General features: G+C 52.0%; 21 protein-coding genes. 13 read left to right on the top strand and 8 right to left on the bottom strand.

Features of this window, described 5'->3' with window-relative positions; translation table 11 throughout:
* Positions 1 to 114 precede the first annotated feature (114 nt).
* The 4 genes from B036_RS0115130 to B036_RS0115115 all read left to right on the top strand — a co-directional run bounded on the left by B036_RS0115130 (position 115) and on the right by B036_RS0115115 (position 4,403).
* Positions 115 to 1,596 (top strand): family 20 glycosylhydrolase, encoded by a 1,482-nt coding sequence (locus tag B036_RS0115130; RefSeq protein ID WP_020569576.1) that lies wholly within the window; start codon positions 115 to 117, stop codon positions 1,594 to 1,596.
* A 230-nt stretch (positions 1,597 to 1,826) separates the two neighbouring features.
* Positions 1,827 to 2,096 carry an autorepressor SdpR family transcription factor gene (locus tag B036_RS0115125; RefSeq protein WP_020569575.1) on the top strand — a complete coding sequence of 90 codons (270 nt, stop codon included), beginning with the start codon at positions 1,827 to 1,829 and terminating at the stop codon, positions 2,094 to 2,096.
* Positions 2,086 to 2,727 carry an SdpI family protein gene (locus B036_RS0115120; RefSeq protein ID WP_020569574.1) on the top strand — a complete coding sequence of 214 codons (642 nt, stop codon included), beginning with the start codon at positions 2,086 to 2,088 and terminating at the stop codon, positions 2,725 to 2,727. The genes B036_RS0115125 and B036_RS0115120 overlap by 11 nt, the downstream gene beginning before the upstream one ends.
* Before the next feature lie 245 nt (positions 2,728 to 2,972).
* Positions 2,973 to 4,403: an alpha/beta hydrolase family protein gene (locus B036_RS0115115; RefSeq protein ID WP_020569573.1), complete on the top strand. Its 1,431-nt coding sequence runs from the start codon at positions 2,973 to 2,975 to the stop codon at positions 4,401 to 4,403.
* Positions 4,404 to 4,449: 46 nt separating this feature from the next.
* On the opposite strand, the gene B036_RS0115110 is transcribed toward B036_RS0115115, so the two are convergent.
* From B036_RS0115110 to B036_RS0115095, 4 genes are all read right to left on the bottom strand, one after another.
* Entirely contained in the window at positions 4,450 to 5,493 is a 1,044-nt protein-coding gene (locus tag B036_RS0115110) for a PspA/IM30 family protein (RefSeq protein WP_020569572.1), read from the bottom strand.
* A 134-nt stretch (positions 5,494 to 5,627) separates the two neighbouring features.
* Complete coding sequence (locus B036_RS0115105) at positions 5,628 to 6,179, bottom strand: hypothetical protein (protein ID WP_020569571.1); 552 nt, start codon at positions 6,177 to 6,179, stop codon at positions 5,628 to 5,630.
* Between the two features lie 287 nt (positions 6,180 to 6,466).
* A complete protein-coding gene (locus B036_RS0115100) occupies positions 6,467 to 9,292 on the bottom strand; it encodes a CHAT domain-containing protein (protein ID WP_083926218.1) in 2,826 nt (941 codons plus the stop codon).
* 80 nt (positions 9,293 to 9,372) lie between these two features.
* Positions 9,373 to 11,106, bottom strand: coding sequence for a S8/S53 family peptidase (locus tag B036_RS0115095; RefSeq protein ID WP_169435069.1), 1,734 nt, complete (start codon positions 11,104 to 11,106; stop codon positions 9,373 to 9,375).
* A 268-nt stretch (positions 11,107 to 11,374) separates the two neighbouring features.
* On the opposite strand from B036_RS0115095, the gene B036_RS0115090 reads away from it, so the two are divergent.
* From B036_RS0115090 to B036_RS0115070, 5 genes are all read left to right on the top strand, one after another.
* A complete protein-coding gene (locus B036_RS0115090) occupies positions 11,375 to 11,983 on the top strand; it encodes an RNA polymerase sigma factor (RefSeq protein WP_020569568.1) in 609 nt (202 codons plus the stop codon).
* A gap of 11 nt (positions 11,984 to 11,994) precedes the next feature.
* Positions 11,995 to 12,684: a tetratricopeptide repeat protein gene (locus B036_RS0115085; RefSeq protein WP_020569567.1), complete on the top strand. Its 690-nt coding sequence runs from the start codon at positions 11,995 to 11,997 to the stop codon at positions 12,682 to 12,684.
* 42 nt (positions 12,685 to 12,726) lie between these two features.
* Complete coding sequence (locus B036_RS0115080) at positions 12,727 to 13,281, top strand: RNA polymerase sigma factor (RefSeq protein WP_169435068.1); 555 nt, start codon at positions 12,727 to 12,729, stop codon at positions 13,279 to 13,281.
* A gap of 102 nt (positions 13,282 to 13,383) precedes the next feature.
* The gene (locus tag B036_RS0115075) at positions 13,384 to 14,064 is read left to right on the top strand and encodes a tetratricopeptide repeat protein (RefSeq protein ID WP_020569565.1); all 681 of its coding nucleotides are present in this window, start codon (positions 13,384 to 13,386) and stop codon (positions 14,062 to 14,064) included.
* Positions 14,065 to 14,336: 272 nt separating this feature from the next.
* Entirely contained in the window at positions 14,337 to 15,524 is a 1,188-nt protein-coding gene (locus B036_RS0115070; RefSeq protein ID WP_020569564.1) for a PQQ-dependent sugar dehydrogenase, read from the top strand.
* Positions 15,525 to 15,602: 78 nt separating this feature from the next.
* Here B036_RS0115070 and B036_RS0115065 read toward each other — a convergent pair whose 3' ends face one another.
* Positions 15,603 to 15,965: a hypothetical protein gene (locus B036_RS0115065; protein WP_020569563.1), complete on the bottom strand. Its 363-nt coding sequence runs from the start codon at positions 15,963 to 15,965 to the stop codon at positions 15,603 to 15,605.
* A gap of 188 nt (positions 15,966 to 16,153) precedes the next feature.
* Here B036_RS0115065 and B036_RS32185 point away from each other — a divergent pair, with 188 nt between their 5' ends.
* A complete protein-coding gene (locus B036_RS32185) occupies positions 16,154 to 16,852 on the top strand; it encodes a DUF4377 domain-containing protein (protein WP_020569562.1) in 699 nt (232 codons plus the stop codon).
* Here the strand turns inward: B036_RS32185 and B036_RS0115055 are convergent.
* Positions 16,829 to 17,548, bottom strand: a complete 720-nt coding sequence (locus B036_RS0115055; RefSeq protein WP_020569561.1) for a DUF3291 domain-containing protein — start codon at positions 17,546 to 17,548, stop codon at positions 16,829 to 16,831. The two genes, B036_RS32185 and B036_RS0115055, sit on opposite strands and share 24 nt — an antisense overlap.
* Positions 17,549 to 17,645: 97 nt before the next feature.
* On the opposite strand from B036_RS0115055, the gene B036_RS0115050 reads away from it, so the two are divergent.
* The 3 genes from B036_RS0115050 to B036_RS0115040 all read left to right on the top strand — a co-directional run bounded on the left by B036_RS0115050 (position 17,646) and on the right by B036_RS0115040 (position 20,654).
* Positions 17,646 to 17,831, top strand: a complete 186-nt coding sequence (locus tag B036_RS0115050) for a hypothetical protein (protein ID WP_157472171.1) — start codon at positions 17,646 to 17,648, stop codon at positions 17,829 to 17,831.
* Between the two features lie 118 nt (positions 17,832 to 17,949).
* Positions 17,950 to 19,743: an adenylate/guanylate cyclase domain-containing protein gene (locus tag B036_RS32180; protein WP_083926217.1), complete on the top strand. Its 1,794-nt coding sequence runs from the start codon at positions 17,950 to 17,952 to the stop codon at positions 19,741 to 19,743.
* A 137-nt stretch (positions 19,744 to 19,880) separates the two neighbouring features.
* On the top strand, positions 19,881 to 20,654 hold the full coding sequence (locus B036_RS0115040) for an alpha/beta fold hydrolase (protein ID WP_020569558.1): 774 nt from the start codon (positions 19,881 to 19,883) through the stop codon (positions 20,652 to 20,654).
* Positions 20,655 to 20,848: 194 nt separating this feature from the next.
* On the opposite strand, the gene B036_RS0115035 is transcribed toward B036_RS0115040, so the two are convergent.
* A complete protein-coding gene (locus B036_RS0115035; RefSeq protein WP_020569557.1) occupies positions 20,849 to 21,574 on the bottom strand; it encodes a class I SAM-dependent methyltransferase in 726 nt (241 codons plus the stop codon).
* A 23-nt stretch (positions 21,575 to 21,597) separates the two neighbouring features.
* A complete protein-coding gene (locus tag B036_RS32175; RefSeq protein ID WP_026232014.1) occupies positions 21,598 to 22,908 on the bottom strand; it encodes a BamA/TamA family outer membrane protein in 1,311 nt (436 codons plus the stop codon).
* Positions 22,909 to 22,988 lie beyond the last annotated feature (80 nt).

Genomic DNA, 22,988 nt, shown 5'->3' with positions numbered 1-22,988 from the left:
GATGGTCTGGAGCAAGCCGGGTAACCATTGCCCTTCAACCTCCCCTTGCACCAGCGGCCGCGCCCCAAAAAAATCCCTGCCCAAACGTATCTTCCCCGCCACAAACCGATGATTATGCGCCATATCCTGCTTCTTTGCCTGACCGTTCTGCTTTTTGCTTGCGGCAATGACACCCCGCCACCACCGGCCATGCCACCACTAAGTGACCTGCCATTGGTGCCCCTCCCCGTAGAAATGTCAAATACTGAAGGATACCTCCACCTCGACCATGAAAAGGAGTATGACCATTCGGGCGCGGACGCAGGTGCCGTGGACTATTTAAAAAGCAAGGGAATCATGAGCCTGCCGCTGGCTACCGCAGTGGAGGAAAGCCTCACCCTCCCGGAAGGCGCTTACCTGCTGGAGATCACACCCGAAGGCATCACCATCAGTGCCAGGGATGCCGCCGGCATCTTCAATGGTACGACTACCCTGGAGCAGGTTCTGGCCTTCAGCCCCAATACCGAACGTGGCCGCTTTTTGCCCGCCGGCACCATCACCGATATGCCCCGCTTTGCCTACCGGGGGTATATGCTTGACGTCGCCCGTACTTTCTTCGGGGTAGATACCGTCAAAGCCGTCATCGACCGCATTGCGCCCTATAAGATCAACCACCTGCACCTGCACCTGAGCGACGACCAGGGCTGGCGCATCGAAATCAAATCCTGGCCCAATTTGGCCACGATCGGCGGTCAGTTCGAAGTGGACGGGACCCCCGGCGGGTATTTTACCCAGGAACAATACAAGGAGATCGTCGCCTACGCCGCCAGCCGGGGCATGACGGTGGTTCCCGAAATCGATATGCCGGGACACACTAACGCGGCCCTCTCCGCCTACGCCGAACTGAACCTCGACGGCCAGGCCCGCGACCCCTACACCGGCACCGAGGTAGGATTCAGTACGCTGGACGCAAACAAGGAGGTTACCTATCAGTTTGTGGACGACGTAATCCGCGAGCTGGCGGCCATTACCCCCGGCCCATACATCCACCTGGGCGGAGACGAAAGCGCCGTAACGCCGCACGACGACTACGTGAAGTTCGTCCGGGAGGTCCAGCAGATCATCATCAACCATGGCAAATTGGCCATGGGTTGGGACGAAGTCGCCATCGCCGGACTCGCCGAAGGCACCGTAGCTCAACTCTGGAACCATACCGAATACGCCCTGATGGCGCAAAAACTTGGCAACAAGGTCTTGATCAGCCCCGCCACCCGGACTTACCTAGACATGCAGTACGACAGCCTGAGCCGGATCGGCCTGCACTGGGCGGCCTACATCGAGGTTGATTCTGCCTACCTCTGGGATCCCGTGAAGCTGGTCGACGGCATTACCAATGAGGACATCCTGGGCATCGAAGCACCGCTTTGGGGCGAGACCATCCGCTCCATCGAAGACATTGATTACCTGACCTTCCCGCGCCTGCTGGCGCTGGCCGAAGTGGGCTGGACACAACAGAACAAGCGGAATTACTCCGATTTTCTGCGGCGGCTGAAAGCACAGCAGGTGTGGCTGAAGGAACAGGGGATTGGGACTTATGATACGCGGGTGTTGAAGTAGCACCTGGCAAAAGATGAAGGGCGCTCCGCGCCCGAGCGGAAGCGGCGGCCTCTGACGGTGCGGCGGGACTACGTCGCCTCGGAGCGGTCATTCTGCCCCCCACTATTAACCGGCTCAAGTGCCGGGGAACCAGCCGAAGTAAGTGTCGCTCAGTCACGGAGCGCCCTTCGGCCAAAAAAAAGTCAGTCGCAAATCGAACTTTTTATTTAGATATTCGTCTAATTATCTAAATGGATGATATTTTCAAAGCCCTCCGCGACCCCACGCGCCGCCAAATTTTGCAACTGCTGCGCAACGGTACGATGACCGCCGGCGAGATCGCCCAGGAATTCGCTATGACGAAACCCAGCATTTCTCATCACCTGGACCTCCTCAGGCGCGCCGACCTCGTCGCCGTTGAGCGCCAAGGCCAATTCCTTCACTACACCCTCAATACCACCGTGGTGGAAGACCTGCTGCGGTGGGTCATCGACCTCAAAAAAACGGACCATGAAAAATAGCATTTTGCTGATCTCCCTGCTGTTTGTCCTCCTACCCTTCCTGTACCTTGCTTCGGTATACGGCGGGCTGCCCGACCAAATCCCCATTCACTTCGACTGGAAGGGGAACCCGGACGGCTGGGGGCCTAAGTACATCCTCTGGTTCTTACCTACTGTCGGCATTCCGCTGGTATTGCTCGTCATGTCGGCGATTACCAAACAAATGCCTGAAGCAGAAGACCAGCCCAAGCAACGAAGGATAGGCATCATCACCCTCGCTTTCACCTCCCTGATGATCTGCTACATCATTTATGGTGCCGAAGCTGGCAGCTACGCCGGGCTGGGTGGACTATCCATCCTCTTCGGGCTCTTTTTTGCCGCATTAGGCAATTATTTTCCGGTTTTAAGACAGAATGCCTACGTTGGCCTACGCGTCCCTCCTACCCTGAAAAGTAAAGAAAAATGGCGGAAGACCCACCGTTTTGCCGGTCCGCTATTCCTTTTAGGTGGCGTACTATTGGTCTTAAATGGTTTATTGCTGAATGGCGGCGCCATCACGGTATTCATGCTGGCCATCATTGCCATCATCAGTATTATCCCCATAGTTTACGCTTACCGGCTGCCGGACGATAATGACGGTGACTATGTCTGATCCCGACCGTCAATAATATACGGTGTTCTTAAAACTATACTTTCCTCGGGCACTTGATGTAAAAAAATAACCAATAGCGGGCGACCGCAAGGGATCGCCCCTACTGGCTGCTTCTGAAGAAGGCCGCATTCGCTTCGCGAACGCAAAATCAGCTTAAGTTACCGACGATACTATATACCCGTATTTATCCCTGCTCTTTAAAACCATCTTTGCCTCCTGCGTTCGCGCACCCAAATGCTCCTTCTATGCGATTCCTCCCTACGCTGTTCCTTTTCACCTTCCTCCTTTCCTCCCTTACCACCTCAGCCCAAATTGAAGGCAACTGGTACGCCATCCTGAATGCCATGGAAACCAAGATCCCAACCGGTTTGGAGATCAGTAATACCGACGGCGGTTTTTCGGCCATTATGACCAGTCCGAGCCAGACAAACACTAAGATTCCGGCCACGGTTACCTTCGATGGTCAGAAGATTTCTCTGAAAATAACCATGGTAGGCGCAACCTTCGACGGCGTACTGGACGGTAAGCAGATGAAGGGCATATTTTCCCAGGCGGGCCAGGATTTCCCCATGACCTTCCACCGCCACCGGCCCGAGGGCTACCCTATTCAGGAGGGCCCGATCACCATTACCCGCCGGCAACAGGAACCGACGGATTTCCCCTACGAACGCATTGCCGTCAATTACCCCGGCGGAGCAGAAGGCGTAACGATGGCTGGCGAGTTGACCCTCCCGAGCAAGGGCAAACCCAAAGCACTCATCGTACTGGTCTCCGGATCGGGGCCGCAGGACCGGAATGCTTACCTGGGATCCCAGATCAACCACAGCCCTTTCCTGATACTGAGCGATTATCTTACCCGACAGGGTTACGGAGTTTTGCGCTATGATGACCGCGGCGTAGCCGAAAGTACGGGCGAGTTCCGTACGGCTACCTCCGATGACTTTGCGCTTGATGCACTCGCAGCCGTTCAGTACCTGCGGACCCGCGAAGAGCTGAAAGGCGTGGCCATCGGCGTAGCTGGTCACAGCGAAGGAGGCATGATCGCACCCGTCGTTGCGTCAAGAGATGAAGCACTTGATTTTGTAATTCTGTTGGCAGCGCCCGCCGTTTCTATCGACAGCCTGATGCTCGAGCAACGCAGGCAGGTAGGCCTTGCCATGGGCCAGCCGGAGGTATTGATCCGACGGGATGAGCCGGCGCTACGCGCCGCCTACGCCTGGATTAAGGACAACCCGGAACTTAGTCAGGAAGACTACGTAGCTGGCCTCTATGAAGTATTCGAAGCCCAGCTTAAGCACTTACCCGCAGCTTTGCAAAAAAGTATCGTTGATCCCAAAGCTTTTAACGCACAATACGTAATACCGCTGTCCGATCCCTGGATGCGTCGTTTCATCGCCTTCGAACCTCAGGATTTTCTCCAAAGCCTCACCATTCCAGTGCTCGCCATCAACGGCCTTAAAGACACCCAGGTAGATGGTTTGATGAACCTAAACGCTATTTCTCAGGCGATGGCGATCAGCGGAAATAAAGACGTAACGGTCGTGCCAATGCTTGGTCTCAACCACCTTTTCCAGCCAGCTGATACTGGCGCACCTACGGAGTACGGGACTATTGAGACGACGTTTGACCCTTCGGCTTTAGAGACGATTGGAGCGTGGCTGAAGAAACGATATTGACCTTGGGAAGGCGGGTAAATACACAGCCTAAAGGCGGTGCAAACAGTTACTCAAAGAACGAGTCGTATCCGGTGTTACCGCCACGTTTTTGCGCGTCCTTTTCCCGGCGGGGAATGGCGTCCAGATCCAAAGCCTCTTCCGCCCCCGAGCGCTTTTTCAGGTTATCCATATCCAGGTGACCACCGGTCAGCATCAGGTCACTCTTTTGTTCCCACTCTTCCAGCATGCGCAGACCTTCATCTGCAAAGACACCGTTTTGCAGGTCAACCGAAGACATGAATTCATTGGAGAGCTCCATCATCCGTTCCATTTCGCCAACTTTGTTGGCAACGTCTTCAGCAATGCCTTCCATAGCAGCGTCAAACATGGCGCGCTGGTCGGGATCACCATTGATAACGGACATGGCCGACTTCATCGCGCCGTGGCTGGCCCGGATGGCTTTTCGTTCTTCGATCCGTAGGGACACCTGATCTTTTGTGTCCTCCAGCAGTACCTCTGAGTTGTCGTGCATCTTATTGAGTACGCGACTCAGCACATCCATTTTCGTGAGTAGTGTACCATATTTCTGGTTACTCTCACGCAGGCGGGCGGCGCGACGACTGCTCAGAATCATCTGCTGGTTCTTACCGGTCTTCTTCGCCAATTTTGCCAGTTGGAGTTGTTTTTTGATCTCCGTTTCATTCGTCTCCACCAGCGTTTTCAGGTGGCGGATCTGGCCACGTAGCTTACCGATCTGCTTGCGCATTTCCTGCAGGTTATTCTGCAGCTCCTCAACGTAGCTTTTCAGGATGCCGATTGGGTCAATGTTCACGAACATGCTCGTTAGCCCCCGCATGGCACTTTTATACATGTAGCCCAGCAACGCTCTGGTGCGAGGGTCCACTACAGCAAAAAGAATAGCCCCTAACACTGCCAGAGAAACGACCAGTCCGACGGTGGTGGCGATAAAGCCCGATATGAGTGTCCAGAAACTAGACACCAGAAAAGCACCACCCGCCAGTAAGGCGATTAGAAAAACGAGGCCGGTCACGCCTTCCGGGCGTTTCCAGAAGGATTTCTTAGGGGTTACGTCGGGGGGGAATTGAGCCATGGTTGGGAAATGCAATTTGCGGAGTGCAAAGTTACGGAAAGTCCGGGGGTTCGCTGCGCTCACGTTGCAGGGTTACAGGGGTTGCAGAGAACTGCGGGCTGCAACGCTTGCAACGGGAGCGTAGCGACTCTCCCTTACCCCAGCACCCGGGTAATATCCACCACGTCTTCCTGGATAGCGGCAGTGATCACCTTCAGGGCATCATCAAAGCCTTGTTGGTTCATGGTTGCTTTTTCCTTGGCGTTGTTGATTAGTGCATCGGAAGATTCAATCTTGGCTTTTGCCTTGGCCACTTCTGCCTGTAGTTGCTCGATTTTGGCTTCCCAGTTAGCAATCTTCTTTTTCAGTTCGCCGGTCTCCTTGGCTTTTCCTTCCACGTTGCTCATGAGGTGCTTCTCCATGCTGTTCATGAACTTGGACTTTTCGTCCTGTAGCACCTCAGTATAATACTTGGCGGTTTTTACTAATTTTTCAAGCGTCAGGCCAACGGTGGAACCGGTACCGAAGGCAGCGCGGATGGCCGTATCGTGGTCCATCCCGATCTCTTCCATTTTGGCAACGGATTGCTTGAATTCGAGGTAATCGAAGCCTTCGAGGTTCTTATCCTCCAGGGCTTTCATCAATACGTTGGCGAAGCGGTCATCATCCTGAGACATAGTGTTGAAGGCTTTAGCTAGATTTGACATGGGGCGTAATTCGTTAGGAGACAAATGTAAGGCGCGTAAGCCGGAATTTATTGTCCACAGGATAGAGGACCTCCCTGTAAGGATTGATACTTGTAATTTATCGACTTTGGGCGCGGACGCAGGTGCCTGACAAGGGGTAGAGGAGCAAGGGATGACCCGGTTGAGGACGCGCGCCCTTGTATTGCTCCTTCCGATTTCCCCTTGCACCTGCGACCCCGCCATATTAGCTTATTGTAGATACTCCCTAAGCTGCTGCCATATTTCTCTTAATTTAGCTCTTAGTGACTTTATGTGTTAGTCGTTAACCTGCGCATGCCAAACGCGCACCCTACCAAAAAAGCCACTCCCGCTACTCCAATAGGCCACCAGGGCATCTTTTCATCAATCGGCGTTACCACCCCCGTGAGCGTCAAATTTGCCCAATGATCGGGCCGGCGATCCGCGGCCGTTCCCGCAGCCAGGTACTCCTTGATCGCCCGTTGCAAGGCGATGTCTTTTGCCGCGCCGCCCTTAAGTTCTTCGAAGAACCGGCCCAGTATGTCGTGAGTCGATTCGTCCCGCGCCGCCCAAGTGCTCGTGATCGTCGACCGGCTGCCAGCTGCCGTGAACGCCCGGCCAATACTCTGCATGCCCTCACTCGTTTGCAGCGTGCCGCCGCCCGTATGGCAGGCACTTAACACGGTCAACTCCGAAGGATAGTTGCCCCCCAGCACGTCCTTCATTTCCAGTAAGGCAAATTCTTCTTCTCCGTCCCCGGTAAAGACCAGGGCTGATTCCATCGGATTGGGGCGCAGCAGGCCGTGCATGGATAGGTGGAGGATGTTGGCACCGGCGGATTCCCGTAAAAAATTAGTCAGGGAAGCTTCGTGGTCCAGGCGGGGCAACCCACCCATCAACTCGGCAGCCCGTTGCACCTCCTTGCTGGCGAAGGGCAACTGGCCCATGGCCCGCAGGTCCCGGTAGTCGGCGGAGCGCAAGCCACTCCCCGTCAGGCCACGCTGCAGGTTTTCGTAAGAGATGCCGTAGCCCAGGTATTCCAGCTCTCGTGCGCGAGCCCGGTCCGCCAGTTGGCGATCAAATAAAAGGGGGGCGGCGTAGGCAAAGCTGATGGCATAGTCCTGGATCAGGAAATCTTCGCCCCTTTTCAGGGCGGCAAAGGGTATTTTCCACAAATCACCGTCCGGGATGAACTGGAGGCGGGTAATTGCCGGCTTACCGGCCAGGAGCGGAGCCACCAACAATTCGTACAATGCTGTAGCGCCGGCCCCCTGGTTCACAACCGTGCCGATCAACTCCGTCAGGTTATCTGGTCGGGGGACGATGATGACGCTCACCCCATCTCGTTTACTGAGGGTGAAGGTATAAATTGAATCTGCTGAGAGGAAATATTCTATAATCAGTTGATTCTCTTCCATCGTCGCGGCTGCCTCTGCCGCAGCAATGGGTGGAAAGCCCCGTAAGGCCCTTGTAAAAGCCGGGTACTCCACTTCCAGTTGCCTCCGCAAATCATCTGCGATTGCATTTAGTCGTAATAAGCTGTCCCGCAGCGCCGGCTTATCCGCTGCACCCGCCTCCGCCAAAGCCTCTTCCATCATCAACACCTTGATTTCCAGGTCTGATTTTTTTTCAATTAATTCCTTGGGGACGCCCATGTTTTCCGCCAGGTTCGGACTAATCAGATAACGCTGCAAGAGGTTACTTTTTTGGCCAGAGACGAACTGGTACGCTTCTTCCAGGTAGCGCTGCTCTCCTGTCGTCCGGTACAACCGTAAAGCCAGGTCAACGGCCTGGGTATATTCTCCTGCCTCCAGGCGGATGAGTTGCCCCAGAGAAGAGGTCAGGCTCAACTGGCTGCGGTTGTACCGCAGCAGGGTGTCGATGGTATGGCAGGTCGCAAGGGCCAGTTCCAGGCCATCCGGCCGCGCGTTTTGCTCGTAAGCCCGGATGAGCATATCCCGTTTGGAAGTGAGCATCTCCCACATATCTTCCTGGCCGTAAATCGTAGCGCCTTCGATGACGGGCAGGTCGGCCGGTCCCTGGAAGGCGGGTTCTGCCATTAGCCCGATGACGGAGAGACGGAGCAATGAATCGGCACGGGTAAAGTTATTTTGGAGGGATTGGGTGATAGCAGCGCGGGCGTAAATTTCGCCCCAGACCGGGGCTTTCCCATTAGCATAAACCCCTTCAAGGGTGGAAAGGCAGGCCAGGAATTCGGCTTCGGCTTCGGCATAACGGCCCTGGAGGTTCAGGGAGCGGACCAGGCTGGATTGAGTGAAAGAAAGGTTCTGTTTGTTGTTTGCCTCACTGTTTAGAGCAATGGCTTTGCGAAGACTTACTTCAGCCTCACTGGCTCTATTCATTCTGTTGTAAAAAATACCTTTATTATGATGCAGCGCCGCTTGATCGTCAATATAGGCCGTTGAGTAATAAGGCATAGCCTCCAATCTCTGACAAGCTGTAACGGCAGCCTGATGTGCACCAAGATCACTATAAACATCCGCTTGAATAAGTTCGGCGCTATAAGTCGTTTGTGGATTATCATAAATTTCAGAGAGCGGCGGAATCTGTTTCAAACGCAGATTTGCCAGAGCATAATTACCATTTTCCCGCGCTGATCTCGCAGCCTCTACATAAAAATATGCCAATCTACGGGCTAGGTCAGGTATCGAATCCTGCTCAGTAAAGGCCTCGTCCATCAGTCGTAAGGCCAGGTTATAGGTTCTCAAGGCACGTTGGTGATTCCCCAATCGGGTCAATATTCGCCCCTTGGCGTAATATGATTGGGCAATGTCCCTTTTGATGTCCCCAATTTCAGTCTTCATGGCTAGGGCCGTATCGATGTAAGTCAGGGCAAGTTCGGGTCTGGGAATTCTTAGTTGCCGGGCAAACGTATGGTAATTGTATGCTAGCGAACGGGTAAGAGGACCCTGGCGTCGGCGATTTGATAAAACGGAGGCTAGCAGGTCAAAGTACTCTGCTTCTGAATTGGCCGTATTATCTGCTTCCTCAAATGCAGTGGCGTCATATTGCTCCCAGTAGGAGGTATCCTGCTGCCCCTCCACGGAAGACATTAGGCAAGAGATGAGGAAAAAAAGAATAAGTACTCTTTGCATAATAAGTATATATAAATGCCCTCCAAGATCAAGGATCCTGGAGGGCAAGTTGATGTTAGAACGCCATCGTAATTCGTAAATTATTGCTTGATAACCTTTCGAGTTTCAACGCCTGATGCAGAACGAATACTGAGCCAATACACGCCAGGAATAAGGTCTTGCACGTCTAATGTAGTTGTTAATTCTTTTGTCTCTCGCCGAATAACCTCACGTCCCTGACCATCAAACAGGGTAAGAACTGTGGAAGATCCGCTTGGTGTAAGCAATTGACCAATGGTCAGTTGGTTGGCAAAGGGATTCGGGCTTATAGTAGTTGAAGTTTCAACAGATCGTGACTTCCCAATCAACCTTTTGCCACCCTTATCACAATATTCCGGGCTCCCCACTACATTAACCATTCCGTACTTGGCCCCGGCTAAGGGCGTAACCTGAGAACGTAGGAGGCACAATACGTCATCATCGTTGTAAACTTCCTGTGCGGTCACATGAAAAGCGGCCTTAGCAGCAACGATTGGACAGGAGAATGAGGTGCCACTAATAGAGATATAGCAGCTACCGGAGATCGACTTAACCTTTGATCCTGGAGCAAAAAGGTCTACATAGTTGTCGCTATAGTTTGACCATTCTGATCGCATCCCGTTGCCGCATTGAAGACTGCCCACCGTTACCAGGTTATTAAGGCCAGTTTCTGCAGCAGGATACTGGGGGGTGGCATCAAGGCTACGACCATCATTTCCCGCTGAAGTAACAACGATAATATTCTGTTCTTCAGCGTCCTTAATAGCATAGTAAAGAGGAGAATGCTTCACTCTAATTTGAGGCTCATCGGTTGGTCCCAGATCGGGATCTAACCCATAATCATCTCTAGGACCAGCTATAGGGTCGCTACTATTACCGCACTTAAGTGGACGAAAGCCCAAGGATAAAGAAATAACCTGCGGCTTTACTTTTTCCATCGTTGCTAACTCAATCGCTTTAATTACTTGAAAGATGGTCGTTTTTAAATCTTCATCCAATACCTTATAAGAACTGACGCTGAGCTGTGAGGCAAGCCCTTCGGAATCAAACCAGTTGCTGATCAATTCAAAGATATAGGAGCCATGAGGATGAAAATCATCACTATACTCCTCGATGTTATTTAGAATAGGCTCACATCTCGAAATGGAACAGTTCGTAGGGATAATGGTCTGCTGATAGGCAACGCCATTCCTAACTCCTTGGCCCGGCAGTGATTTGAGCCCGGAATCGATTATGACCATTTTTACTTTTTGCTCCCCTGTCCGGGGAATTAAGTTAACGTCATCAGAGCACTCGAAAGCAGGGTTATAGTCATAGGGGTAGGTAATGTTTCCGTCTTGACCAATAACTGGTGCCGACGAAATTCTCGGAGAAACACATTGAAAGTAAAACCGATCAAGATTTCGCCAGCCTCTGGTATTGGCGTAATAATTCAGGCTGATTTGGTCACCTCCTCCGACTGTGCCACTATTCGGATTCCCAACCCCATCATAGTCACACGATTCCAGCTTAGGCGCAACTGCCCGCAGGAATTTCCCGGAGGGGCTCCATTCCTGGACGTAGATGCTTTGGTCTTTGAGGTCAGACGTAACTGCCCTTCTGGAAGTGGGAGCTACATCAAATCGGATGATGACTTCCTCTGAAACATGGTCACCAGGAGTGAGGCTTACCCCCATCTGTATGCGTTCTTCTTGGGATCGGGGGTTGTCAGTTGTGACTAGTACTTGTGCCTGGAGGCTGATCGTGTTAAGCCCTAAGCAGATTACAAAAAGAAGGAAGAAATAATTCTGTTTCATAAAAACGGTCATTTTGCGTTGTATTTGGCCCTATAAGCATAGAATTGGCCAAACGTGACATGGTGTTGAAAAAATCTCTAAAAACAGGAGACTTGTTAATCGGGTATGTAAAAGAAAGAGGAGGAGTAAAGCTCCCCCTGACCGCTCAAAATAATGGTAACAGTATCTCAAATTCTGTTAGATGAGAATTAGCGAAGACAAAAATGCAGTTTTTTTGTCACAATTCAGCCATCTGCTGCTTCTACTGTCAGTTACTGAATCAACCAGCATGTCAGCATTAAGCCTAAAAAACAACAGACAACTCTCCTTATCCGCTACCTCAGCGCAGGAAAAAAACTTCGGTTTATCTGAGCCGGAGTTTAAAAAACTGTTGGCCTGTTTGCAGGATGGAGACCAACGCCTGTTTGAGAAAGTTTTCTTCGTTCACTTTGAGGACTGCATGAGTTACCTAAAAAGGAAAGACCGTGCCAGCCATGAAGATGCTTATGACGCTACGATGGACGCCTATTTACATTTCCGCAGCCTATTAGTTGCGAAAAAAATCAATTATGGGAACCTTCGTTACCTGTTGACCAGAATGGCCCGGCAGCATTTTCAACGGAGACAAAAACGTGGACAGATTTTCACCGAATTACCCGACTTTGCAGGAGATCTTGGAGAAGAAGAAGCGGACATATCAACCGAAGACTACGACCTACTGTCCCGAGCCTTCCAATCTCTTGGCAGTGACTGTCGGGAGTTACTCAAGGCATTTTATTACGCTCGTCGTAGCCTGAAAGAAATTGCCCACGAAGAAGCCCGGGGAGCTCCCGCCGTCCGCAAGCAGAAGAGCCGTTGCATTGCCACTTTGAAGCGTTACTTTAATCAACTCAGTTAGAATCCACACCCATGTCTACGACCAATAACAAACTCAGCAACCCCAACCTAAGTGAAGTCGAACAAGAAGCCATCATTGGCACCTTTGTACGCAGGTACGAAAACGAACGCTTACGGAAACGGTGGAGTCACAAACTAAGCACGGACCATCAGGTATATCGCCCTGCAACAGGAATTCCCCGGACCGCCATTAGAAAAATTATTTTACCGATTTTAGCGATAGCGGCGTCTTTGCTGTTCCTTCTGGCATTCCTGCCGGGTTTCTTGCAAACTGATGGCGAAGCCCTGATGGCAAGTTACCTAACGGAAGTGACCATCGACAATAGCCGAAGCGAGCCGAAGACCGAACTGGAACAAGCGCGTGCTCAACTGATCGAAAATTTCAATTCAGGTAATTTCGAGGCAGCGGTATCCGCTGGAAAGGGCTTGATGTTAATGCCCGGAGCAACTGATGAAGATCGCTATTCTGTCGGCCTCACATTTTTACGTAACAATAATACGGCCCAGGCAACTGCCATCTTCCGCGAGCTATTGGAGCATCCGACGGACTTCAAAACAGAAGCTCATTACTACCTGGGCATCAGTCTTCTCGTTCATGGTGAAACGGCTGCCGGGCTGAGTGAACTGAAGCGGATTAAAGAAACAGATGGGCTTACTTTGCACGCGAAGGCGCAGAAGTTATTAGAGGCGAAATGGGATTAAAAGGTTTCATCAGTTACTCGTGTGCGCTATCTTTGGCGCGTGGTGACTTTTGAACAAAAAAACTTCAATCTCAGCGAGATTGAATTTAACGAATTACGCGACAAGCTTGTTAACGGAGATCAGCACCTCTTCGAACACATCTTCCTTCAGCATTTTCAAAAATGCATGGATTACGTAATCCGGGAAGACAAAGCAGAAGATGACGTTGCCTATGATGCAACCATGGATGCCTTTCTCTCCTTCAGAATGAAGCTCGTTCAGGGTAAGGTCAATTACGGAAACCTTCGTTTCCTGCTTACACGCATGGCGCGTCAGCATTATTACAAACGAGCGAAAAAGGAAAACACCCTTGACCTGGATTTGATTCAACATCAGGTTGCTGATGAAGATTTCACCAATAACGCCGATGTGATGGAATTGCTGCAGCGTGGCTGGAGTACTTTAGGGGAAAAATGCAAGCACCTGCTTCATTCCTTTTATTACCTCGGCCAACCGCTGAAAAGTATTGCTGCTCGGACAAATCGTAAGCCCGACGCATTGCGTAAGCAAAAGCAGCGATGCGTTGACCAATTGAGGGGCGTTGTATTGGTAAAGTAATCACCACCACAGCTTCGGGAATCACGTTCAGGCTCCATTGCTAAGCTTTTCGAACCCTTATCTTTAACCAAATCAGCTAGACTTGATGCAGCTACAGCTACTATGACTGAAAAACTGGAAGATCCCAACCTGAGTGAGGAAGACAAAGACGCCATCGTCGGTGCCTTTGTACGCCATCAGGAAAACGAACGGCTCCGGAAGCACTGGGAAACCCTGCTTAAAGAAAAGCACCAGGTATCCCGCAAGGCCACGCCACCAAAGCGTTCTGCTACCCTCCGGAAACTCTTCCTTCCAGTATTAGCAATTGCCGCCACTTTGTTGTTACTCTTAGTCTTTTTACCCGATTTAATGGCAAAAAACGGCGAACAAATGCTTGCCGCCAATTTGTCTGAGATCAGCATTGAAGGCGTCCGCAGTGAGTCAACAACTACTGTGGATAGCCTGCGTGATCAGGTGAGGACGACTTATTTAGCTGGTGATTTCTCCACTGCAGCGACCACGGGAGAACGTTTGCTCTCCCTACCCAGTGCATCCACAGAAGACCAATTAAACCTGGGGGTTGCCCACCTCCGTGCGGGGAATTACGCTCAGGCCAGTCAGTACTTCACCGGGCTTATTGACCCGCCCGGCAATTTCACTACGGAAGCACGCTATTATCTCGGTCTTAGCCTCCTCTCTTCAGGCAATACCAAAGCCGGGTTGGAAGAGCTGCAAAAAATCAGAGAAACAGACGGGGGGAGCATTTATCAGAAAGCGCAAGCGCTTATTGATGCAAGCTGGTAGCTTTTCCCAAAGGCCAAACTATTTATTGTTTTATGCGATCATGGTATCAATGCGCAGCCGCCACTGGTAGCGTTTATTCTGAGCGTAGCCGTAGTGCGGGTACCAGAAAAAGAGTATTCAGGTAAGGAAGAACGGGGTAACAAATCGGTCTCTCCCTTTCTCCCCTTGCTTTTTTGTCCCGTTTCCGGCACCTGCGCGCGCGCCTAAAAAAACACCAAAAACGAACCAAACGCTTCCTTTAACGTATCCACCAAAGAAAACATACCATACGCATGCGCTTCTTTGTCTTTACTTTTCTGACCATCTTCTTTCTGGCCTGCAACGGACCGTCAGAAACCACCTCCAACACAACAGCTGTGCCTGACCGCGCAGCGACGGCAGCAGAAGGCCACATGGCCCTCACGCCCGCCGCCATCGAACCCGAAGTTGTTTTCGAATACGAAGACATCCTCTGGGGTTTCAACTGGCTGCCCGACGGCACCATGATCGCTACCGATAAGAGCGGCAAATTCTTACTGATTGACGGTGACGGAAACAGCACTGAGGTAGCCAATGGCGTGCCGACGGTAAAAAACGTTGGTCAGGGCGGCCTCCTTGATGTACTTCCCAGCCAGGATTTTGCCACCGACCGACTCGTTTATTTCAGCTACAGTAAGCCTGCGAACCCTGATGATGCAGACAAAGCTGACGCCAGCACGGCGATAGCCCGTGGTAAACTCAGTGCAGACAACACCAACCTGGAAAACGTGGAAACCCTCTACGAAGCCGGCCCCAAAACAGGCAAGCCCGTACATTATGGCAGCCGATTAGTATGGGGCCCAAACGATGGCCACCTCTATTTTACCATCGGTGACCGTGGTAACCGCGACGAAAACCCGCAGGACAGTACCCGTGACCACGGTAAAGTTTACCGTATTGCGGCCGATGGTTCCATTCCGGCAGATAATCCTTTCGTTGGGATCAAAAATGCTAAAGAGGCCATTTACTCGTTTGGTCACCGGAACCCTCAAAGCCTAACCATTCATCCCGAGACCGGTGCTATCTGGGAAACAGAACACGGCCCTCGTGGCGGCGACGAGATCAACATCATCGAAGCTGGTAAAAACTATGGTTGGCCCGTTATCAGCTACGGCATCAACTATAATGGTACACAGTTTACTCAGTTGAACTCAAAAGATGGCATGGAGCAGCCGCTACACTATTGGGTACCCAGCATTGCGCCAAGTGGCATGGCCTTCATTACCGGCGACAAATACCCCGGTTGGGAAGGCGACCTGGTGGTCGGCAGCCTCAAGTTCATGCGGCTACAGCACGTTCAGCTAGACGATAGTAACAATGTGGTGGGGGAGCAGAAGCTCATCAATAATATGGGCCGGGTGCGCGATGTGCGCATGGGCCCTGATGGATACCTCTATGCTTCGGTTGAAGGGGAAGGTATTGTGAAACTTATGGTGAAGTAGAAAGTAACTACTAAGGCATTAAGTACTGCACTAAGAATTCTTATTGGCCCCTTAATAGTGCCTTAGTAGTTCAATAACTTACCCCAGCAAACACGCCAACACCACCAGCATCACCGCAACTGCCGCAATGAGACGAATCCTTTCGGAGCGTTTTTCTTGCGCCCGCTGCGCTTTCCGCTGCCGGTTAAGAGGTGTCTCCACGTCGTGATTGATCCGGCAGTCGTAGGTAAAGTTGTTTCCGCCGGTATGATCGATGGACACTTCACACAGTTGCTGATCGAGGAAGAGGCTGTAAGTTTTTGATTCCTTTACCGAAAAATCGATAGCAACCACACTATTGTTACAATGAACGACCACATGATGGGTGTCCTCGCCGTGGAAAATGCCTAGCTTATAGGTTTTTCCATAATGGCCCGTAATGCTCCAGGCTTGTTGTGGCATGTGGAGATGCTATTGTGGGGTAGTGAGCGCGTTGAAGGAATGAGCCAACGTGCTGCTATTCAAAGCAAAAGGTAGGAAGAATAGTTGTTTTGAAAAAAAATTTAACACCTGAAGAGTGGGCATCGCCATTAGCCGACAAAGTGAAAAACATCGGATTGGCCCGTTAGTTTGTCCCTAAAATCACCAATATGAAAACTTTAGTGCTTGTCCTGCTGGGCCTGATTTTTACTGCCTGCTCCCCCAAAATGGGTACGACCGCTTCTGCAAATATGGAGACTTATTGGGTTGATAGCGCAAAAGTTCCTTGTTCCGGGATGGCTCCGAAAAATTGCCTGCAGGTTAAAAAGGGGCCTGACTTTGCCGCCACTGACTGGGGCAATTTCTTTAGCCCGATTGAAGGCTTTGATTACGAACCAGGCTACGTTTACCAACTGTTGGTAAAGGAAACTAAACGTGAGGCCGGCACCACCCCGGCCGATGCTTCCTCGATCCTATATACGTTGGTAAAAGTGGTGGATAAAATACCTGATGCCAAGCTACGTCTGCACGACATCTGGGCACTGGAAGCCATTGGTAGTGAAGAGCGGGACTTTTCGGACCAGACGCTGGGTTTAGAACATCCCACTATTGAGTTTAACCTAACAAAGATGCAGGCGATGGGCACCGACGGCTGTAATGGGTTCTCTGGCGAAATCACCTCCATTGACCAGTCGAACCTTAGCTTGGGGCCGCTGCTGAGCACCCTCATGGCCTGCCCTGACTTAAAGACGCCGGATCGAGTGACGAAAGCCTTGAAAATGGTAGCGACCTATCGGATCACAGGCTTGAAACTTGAATTAATGAACAAGTCCGGTGAAGTTCTTTTACGGTATCGGAAAGTCGACTAAGCCTTCCCAGTCTCCGGTGTATTCCAGCACGGCGAAACGGGTAAACATCTCTTCTTTATACCAATCCCGTTCGCGGGTAAGCCTGACTACTTCTTTGTGGTGATCGGATCGGTAGGCGAATTCCTGCATGGCCTTGCCGGACGTCCAAAGACTGAAGGTGGCTTGCATAAATACCGGGTATTCCCCTACCCCGATGCTCAGGATTCTGGCGGGATGGTCGTAGACCGAGGCGCTGGTTTGGGGGACGTAGCGCCAAAAATCCGGCAGCTTGCGGGTACGGATGGTGGCCCGGGTGATAACGGCTACTGGTTGAGCGGGATCGTAGGCTTCCCGGTTGGCGGTGAAAGGATTTTCGCCACCCCATTCGCCGTGGGTCATGGTGGCTTGCAGGAAGAAGGTGGCGCGGCCGCAGGTGCGGGCAACGGTTTTTTGGAACCAGGGATGGTCCGCGAAGAAGCGGTCTGCCGAAGCCCGATCATCCCAGTGCCCCACAAAGGCATAAACGCTGAAATTTGGCCGCAGGCCAAAGCCGTTACCCGCACCGCTCCCCATCAGCCGGCCGAAGCGGAGGCCGGGGGTGCCGGCCAGGGGGTTGGCCAGCGGCCAGCCCAGCATGCGCCCCATTTGGGTGAAGGCCCAGGCTTTGTGCTGGATACTGTCGTATCGTAGTAGCGTGACTGTTGTGATTGATGGCATGTGGGACTAGTAACGTCGAAAAGCGGTGGTGGTTTTCGGACAATGAGATACATTTGCCTTCATGGCACCTCCTGAAAGGATAACCTTAAAAGCGCTCTTGTCTAATTTTCTACGCGACTTTACCCAAGCTGAGCGTGGGCTTGGGGGTACGATCGTTCAACTCACCTTCCGCCCCCGGCGGGTTGTAAAAACTTTTTTGTTTAAAGAGTGGCACTGGCTACTCAAAATATTTGCTACGGTTGCCTTCATTAGCCTCATCGTCTGGGTGGCCCGATTATTATAAATTTAGGATTATTACCGACCTTGTAAGTATTGAGCCTGCAGGAGTTAGATCATCCGTCCTGATTTAACTTCCAGGCTTCAAAAAACCATCGTAATCAGCAAACCGTATATTGCGCCCCATGCGAGCCTACTTTGTCTGCTTTTTTGCCCCCCTTCTTTGCACCTGCGTCCGCGCCCTGAGAAAGGGAGGAAAGGAAGAAAGGAGGACAGGGAGTCCGTGGCGACCAATGTTGCTCCTTCCCTTTTTCCTTTTCACCCTTACCCCCTTCCTGACGGCCCAAAACAGTGTGGAGCTCATTGAAGCCCTCGATGATGCCGATACGGACGGGGAGCGCTACGGGATACTATACGACCTGACCGGCGAGTTGCTGGAAAGCACCCGGAAGGAAGATCGCGACCTGGCCCTCACCTTCAGCAAGCAATTGATCACGACCGCCAAACGTCTTGGCGACAATCAATTGATCGGCCCCGCCGCCTACACGCTGGCGCTGGCGTACCGGAACGTCCGTGACGAGCGAAATACCGATAAATTCATGGCCGAAGCCGTCGACTACGGCATGAAGGCCGGCGCTGCCGACCTCATCATGCTGGCCGTTGCGGAGCGCAACCGCCTGGCGACTAAGAACCGGAACTACCGTGAGGCTGCGGCCATCAGTCAGCGGGCACTCGATTACTTTACCCAAAACGGGGACGATCGCAGCCTGAGCGCGCTGCGCGCGCAGCTCGAACGGGAACAGGCCGCCCTGCAACGGCGCAAACGCGAAGTAGAGCGCGAGACCCGTGACCTGGCCAACGAAGTCAATCGCCTGGAAACGGAGAAAGACAAGCTCAGCGGCTCCAACCAACAGCTGCAGGGCACCAACCGCCAACTGGCGCAGGAAAACCAGGTTCGCAATAAACAGCTGGCCGAGAGCGCCGATGAGCTGGAGGCCCGCAACCTGGAACTTACCCAAACCCAGGAGGAAAAAGCGGCGATAGAGCGCCGGGTGCTCGAAACGAAAAAGGAGATCCAAAGCCTGAGCCGGGAAGCCCTGGAACAAAAAGCCATTGCCAACGACGCCCGGGAGCAACTCATGGAAGCCGAACTGGTGAAACAAGCCGCCGAACTGAAAGCGGAACGGCAAACGACACAGCTCTATGCTGCCCTGGGTGCCGGGGCCGCACTCTTGTTACTGGCGCTGACCTTCTTCTCACGATTCCGGGTCAAGCAACGCTCAGCCAAAAAACTGGCCCTTGCCAATGACCAGTTGGAAGATGCCCGCCAACAGTCTGACGATCTGCTGAAGAACATTTTACCCGTTCACATTGCCGAAGAACTGAAAAATACCGGCAAAGCCAAGGCCCGTCGGTTCGCTGAAGCGACGGTATTATTTTGTGATTTTGTCAACTTCACCAAAACGGCCGAACGCCTGGGGGCGGAGGCCCTGGTGCAGGAACTCGATGTCTGTTTCAAGGCTTTCGACAAAATCATGGACCGGTACGACGGCGTGGAAAAAATCAAGACCATCGGTGATGCTTATATGGCCGCCAGCGGCCTGTCTGATCGAAAGAGCCTGCCCAACGACATCACCCGCGCTGCGCTGGACATGCAACGTTTCCTGCAAGAGGAGCGAACCAAGCGGGAGCAACTTGGCCTGCCGTTTTTTACCGCCCGCATTGGCTTGCATACCGGCCCGGTAGTGGCAGGAGTGGTGGGGGACCGTAAATTTGCGTACGACATATGGGGAGATACCGTTAACGTAGCCAGCCGAATCGAAGGCAAAAGCGAACCCGGGCAGGTAAACATCTCCGAATCTACCTATCACCTGATTAAATACAAGTTTCGCTGTACCTATCGTGGTAAGGTCGAAGCTAAGAACAAGGGCCTTATCGACATGTACTTCGTTGACGAGGAACTGGTTGGCGTCACCTAGCTGGCGGCTTCGTAAGCACCGGTACGGTCCGTCTGATCTGACAAACAAATCCAGTATTTGCACCAGACAGCGCCACCTGGTGGGTTGCCAAGAATTTTTTACGTTATTTTACCCCCCACGATCATTCAATCAGCCCCATGGCATTACAGATGAAACAAGAAGGTAAGTTCGAATACCTGGAAACGGGAGGAACGGGCGAACCCCTCGTGTTACTGCACGGCCTGTTCGGTGGCCTTAGTAATTTCGGCGCCCAGATCGAATACTTTAAGGACAAGTTCAACGTCATCATTCCTACCCTACCAATCATGACCCTGCCTCTGAGGAAGGTCTCTTTGGCCGGACTGGTAGATTACCTGGAAGACTTCGTGAACTATAAAGAATTTCCTCCCATACACATCATGGGAAATAGCCTTGGTGGCCACGTGGCCATTTTATATGCCTTGGCGCATCCCGAAAACATTTCGACCATCACCCTTTCGGGCAGCAGTGGCTTATTCGAGAGTGCGATGGGAAATACCCTGCCCCCCCGGAAGAACTACGAATTCATCAAGGCGAAAACGGAGAGTACTTTTTATGATCCTGCCGTTAGCTCCAAGGAATTGGTAGACGAAGTTTTCAGCACCGTAAACGATCGGAATAAAGGGTTACGGATCATCATGACGGCAAAATCTGCCGTGCGCCATAATCTGGGGCATAAGCTGGACCAAATCAAAGCCCCTACCCTTCTCATTTGGGGGAACCAGGACACCATCACTCCGCCTTTTGTCGGAGAACAATTTCAGCAACACATCGCCAACTCGGAACTCTACTTCATCGACCTGTGCGCCCACGCACCGATGATGGAAAGGCCGGTGGAGTTTAATGCGATTATGGGGGAATGGTTGGAGCGGCAGACTGCTGCTGCGGAGTAGTTCGAAACAACCACTAAGGCGCTAAGACAGTAAGTTCTACACTAAGAAAAACGCAATCTCATTAGAAGCACAATTCCGAGCTTTGTTGGGGTCACTTAGGAGTTTAGTACACCTAATATTAGCCATCCGAAAAAGGCTGTTTTATAGGCGCGGTCGCAGGTACAATATAATGTTTTCGGGGCGTGGCACATCGCCTATACCTTCGGCTTATGCCCCCGAGCACCCGTAGCACAGCCAAAAAAATCGGAAACATAGGTGGTTGTCAGCCCTGCTTCTCTAAGGTAAGTACAAAAGCCTTCCGAATTGCCGTAGCTGACGGTGTACACCCCCAGCATTCGGTAGGAAGTCGCGTCCTTCATGAAAAAGTAGCCGATTAAGGGCACGATGTACTTTAGGTAAAACATTAAAAGTGTCCTCAGCACAGGGTTGGGTGGTTTAGAAATTTCGATAAAGGAAAACTGGCCGCCGGGCCGCAATATCCGGGCAACTTCTGCAGCCAATATTTTGAGTTGCGGGTCAGAGAACGTCTTAAGACCAAAACTGGAAACGATCACGTCGGCAACTCCGTCGGGAATGTCGCTGTCGAGCGCGTTGGCAGTAAGGATTGATAATTTGCGGTCAGGATTATCGATGATCTGATCCATGGCCCGGGCGTTCATTTCCGTGGAAATGTCGATGCCGATAATTTTTGTACTCTGGGGAGATGCTGCCATTACCGAAACCCAGATCTCGCCCATACCTGACATCAGGTCATAACAGCAAATGTTCTCCGCCCGCCAGTTGATCATGGCAACACAGCGTTTGCGCCAGCGTTCCGTGAAACCGAAAGAGGTGAGGTAATTCGCGACACCGTAGGTGGAGGACATACGGTCAAAAAGGGATGCGACGTATTGCTCGTCGTAAATGTCTGTTACAGGCATATCAAAGGTTAGTAATCGCTGGCTTAAAAATACTGCCCAAACCCAAGCACCACGCCCCGTTCCCGGACATTGCGTACGTCGATGCCGTAATCGACACGAATCATAGCATCAAAAGCCTTCAGGCTGATGAGCCGCAAGCCGCCGCCTAAGAAATGGCGAAAATTATCGGCATCAAATACATCTTCAAGGCTGCCACCCGGGTTCCGCCAGGAGCCAAAGTCAGAAAAGCCGACGAGCTGCGCGGCGAAGCGATCGCGGTTATCTTGCCATACCGTATGGCGATACTCGAGGTTAAGGACAAGTTGGGCGGTGCCCCGGTCGATGCGGTTACCGGAGCCTCTGATGTTCACCTGACTATCGAGCACGAAGGGGGCAAAGGGGGAATTTTCGTTGGAGGAAATCCCGGCGCGCAAACGCCCCGCAAGGTTACCATGCTGGCCCAGAAGCTGGTACAGCCTGAAGTCGTGCCAGGCAATGACAAAAGTAGGTTGGTCCTGCTCCAGGTTGAAAACGACCTGGGCGACCGACTGGTGAGCGGTACCTGATCGGCGCGCGCCGAACTGATCTACACGGGTGATGCCGTGGTTAAATCTCAACAGGGCTTTATTCAGTCCAAGGTCATCAGGACCAGGCGTACCAGCCCCGGCGTTAACCTTTCGGTAGTGTTCGTAGAAGTTACTTACCCCGACCCTGAAAACATGTCGGTTGGAAGTAGTGTAGCTTAGTCCGGCACCGAAACTGAGGTTACTGTATCGATAATTAATCGTAACTGAGGGGAAGAATATTGGCTCAATGGCGGCGTACCTGCGGCTTTCCAGCTGGTAGCCCCACGGGGAGCCACGAAAGGCGGCGTTGGTCAGGCCCAGGTAGTAATTGTGTTCACCGTCGATGTTTTGGTAAAAGGCGGTCAGTTGTTGCGCCCGCCCACGAAAGTGGATATCGTTGATGCCGAGAAGGTAGAAAAAGTTATCCTTTACCCCGCCAAGATTCAGTAGCGGAAATACGGTACGACTTTCCTCGATTTCCCAGCTGACGGAAGTTGGCTTCCCGGCCGAAGAATCGATCTGATACATTGCCTGAGTTATGGCGGGCAGATTTACCAGATCTTGCCGCAGGCTGACCAATGTCTGCTCCAATGGGGTATCCGGATCAATGGCTAAGGTGAGGTTTCCGTCGGTCGTTCCGGGTTGTAAACCGATGCGTTGATCAACCAGGTATTGCACCTGCGTGCGCGCCAGACCTGAAAAATATTGGGGCAATTGTGCGTGGGCTAAACCGCCAACCATGAAGGCAAGAATAAGCGAAAAGGCACGAAATAAATGGAGGGATGGCATAAAGGAAGCGTAGGCGGCACAATATACCTGTTGTCGTAAGACCTGGCAATTTTGGGGAGCCGGCCTAATGCATGTTTGAA

The sequence above is a fragment of the Neolewinella persica DSM 23188 genome (genome assembly GCF_000373105.1).
Taxonomy (GTDB): domain Bacteria; phylum Bacteroidota; class Bacteroidia; order Chitinophagales; family Saprospiraceae; genus Neolewinella; species Neolewinella persica.
The sequence above is the reverse complement of the archived record's forward strand: the minus strand, read 5'-3'. Positions and strand labels throughout refer to the sequence as shown.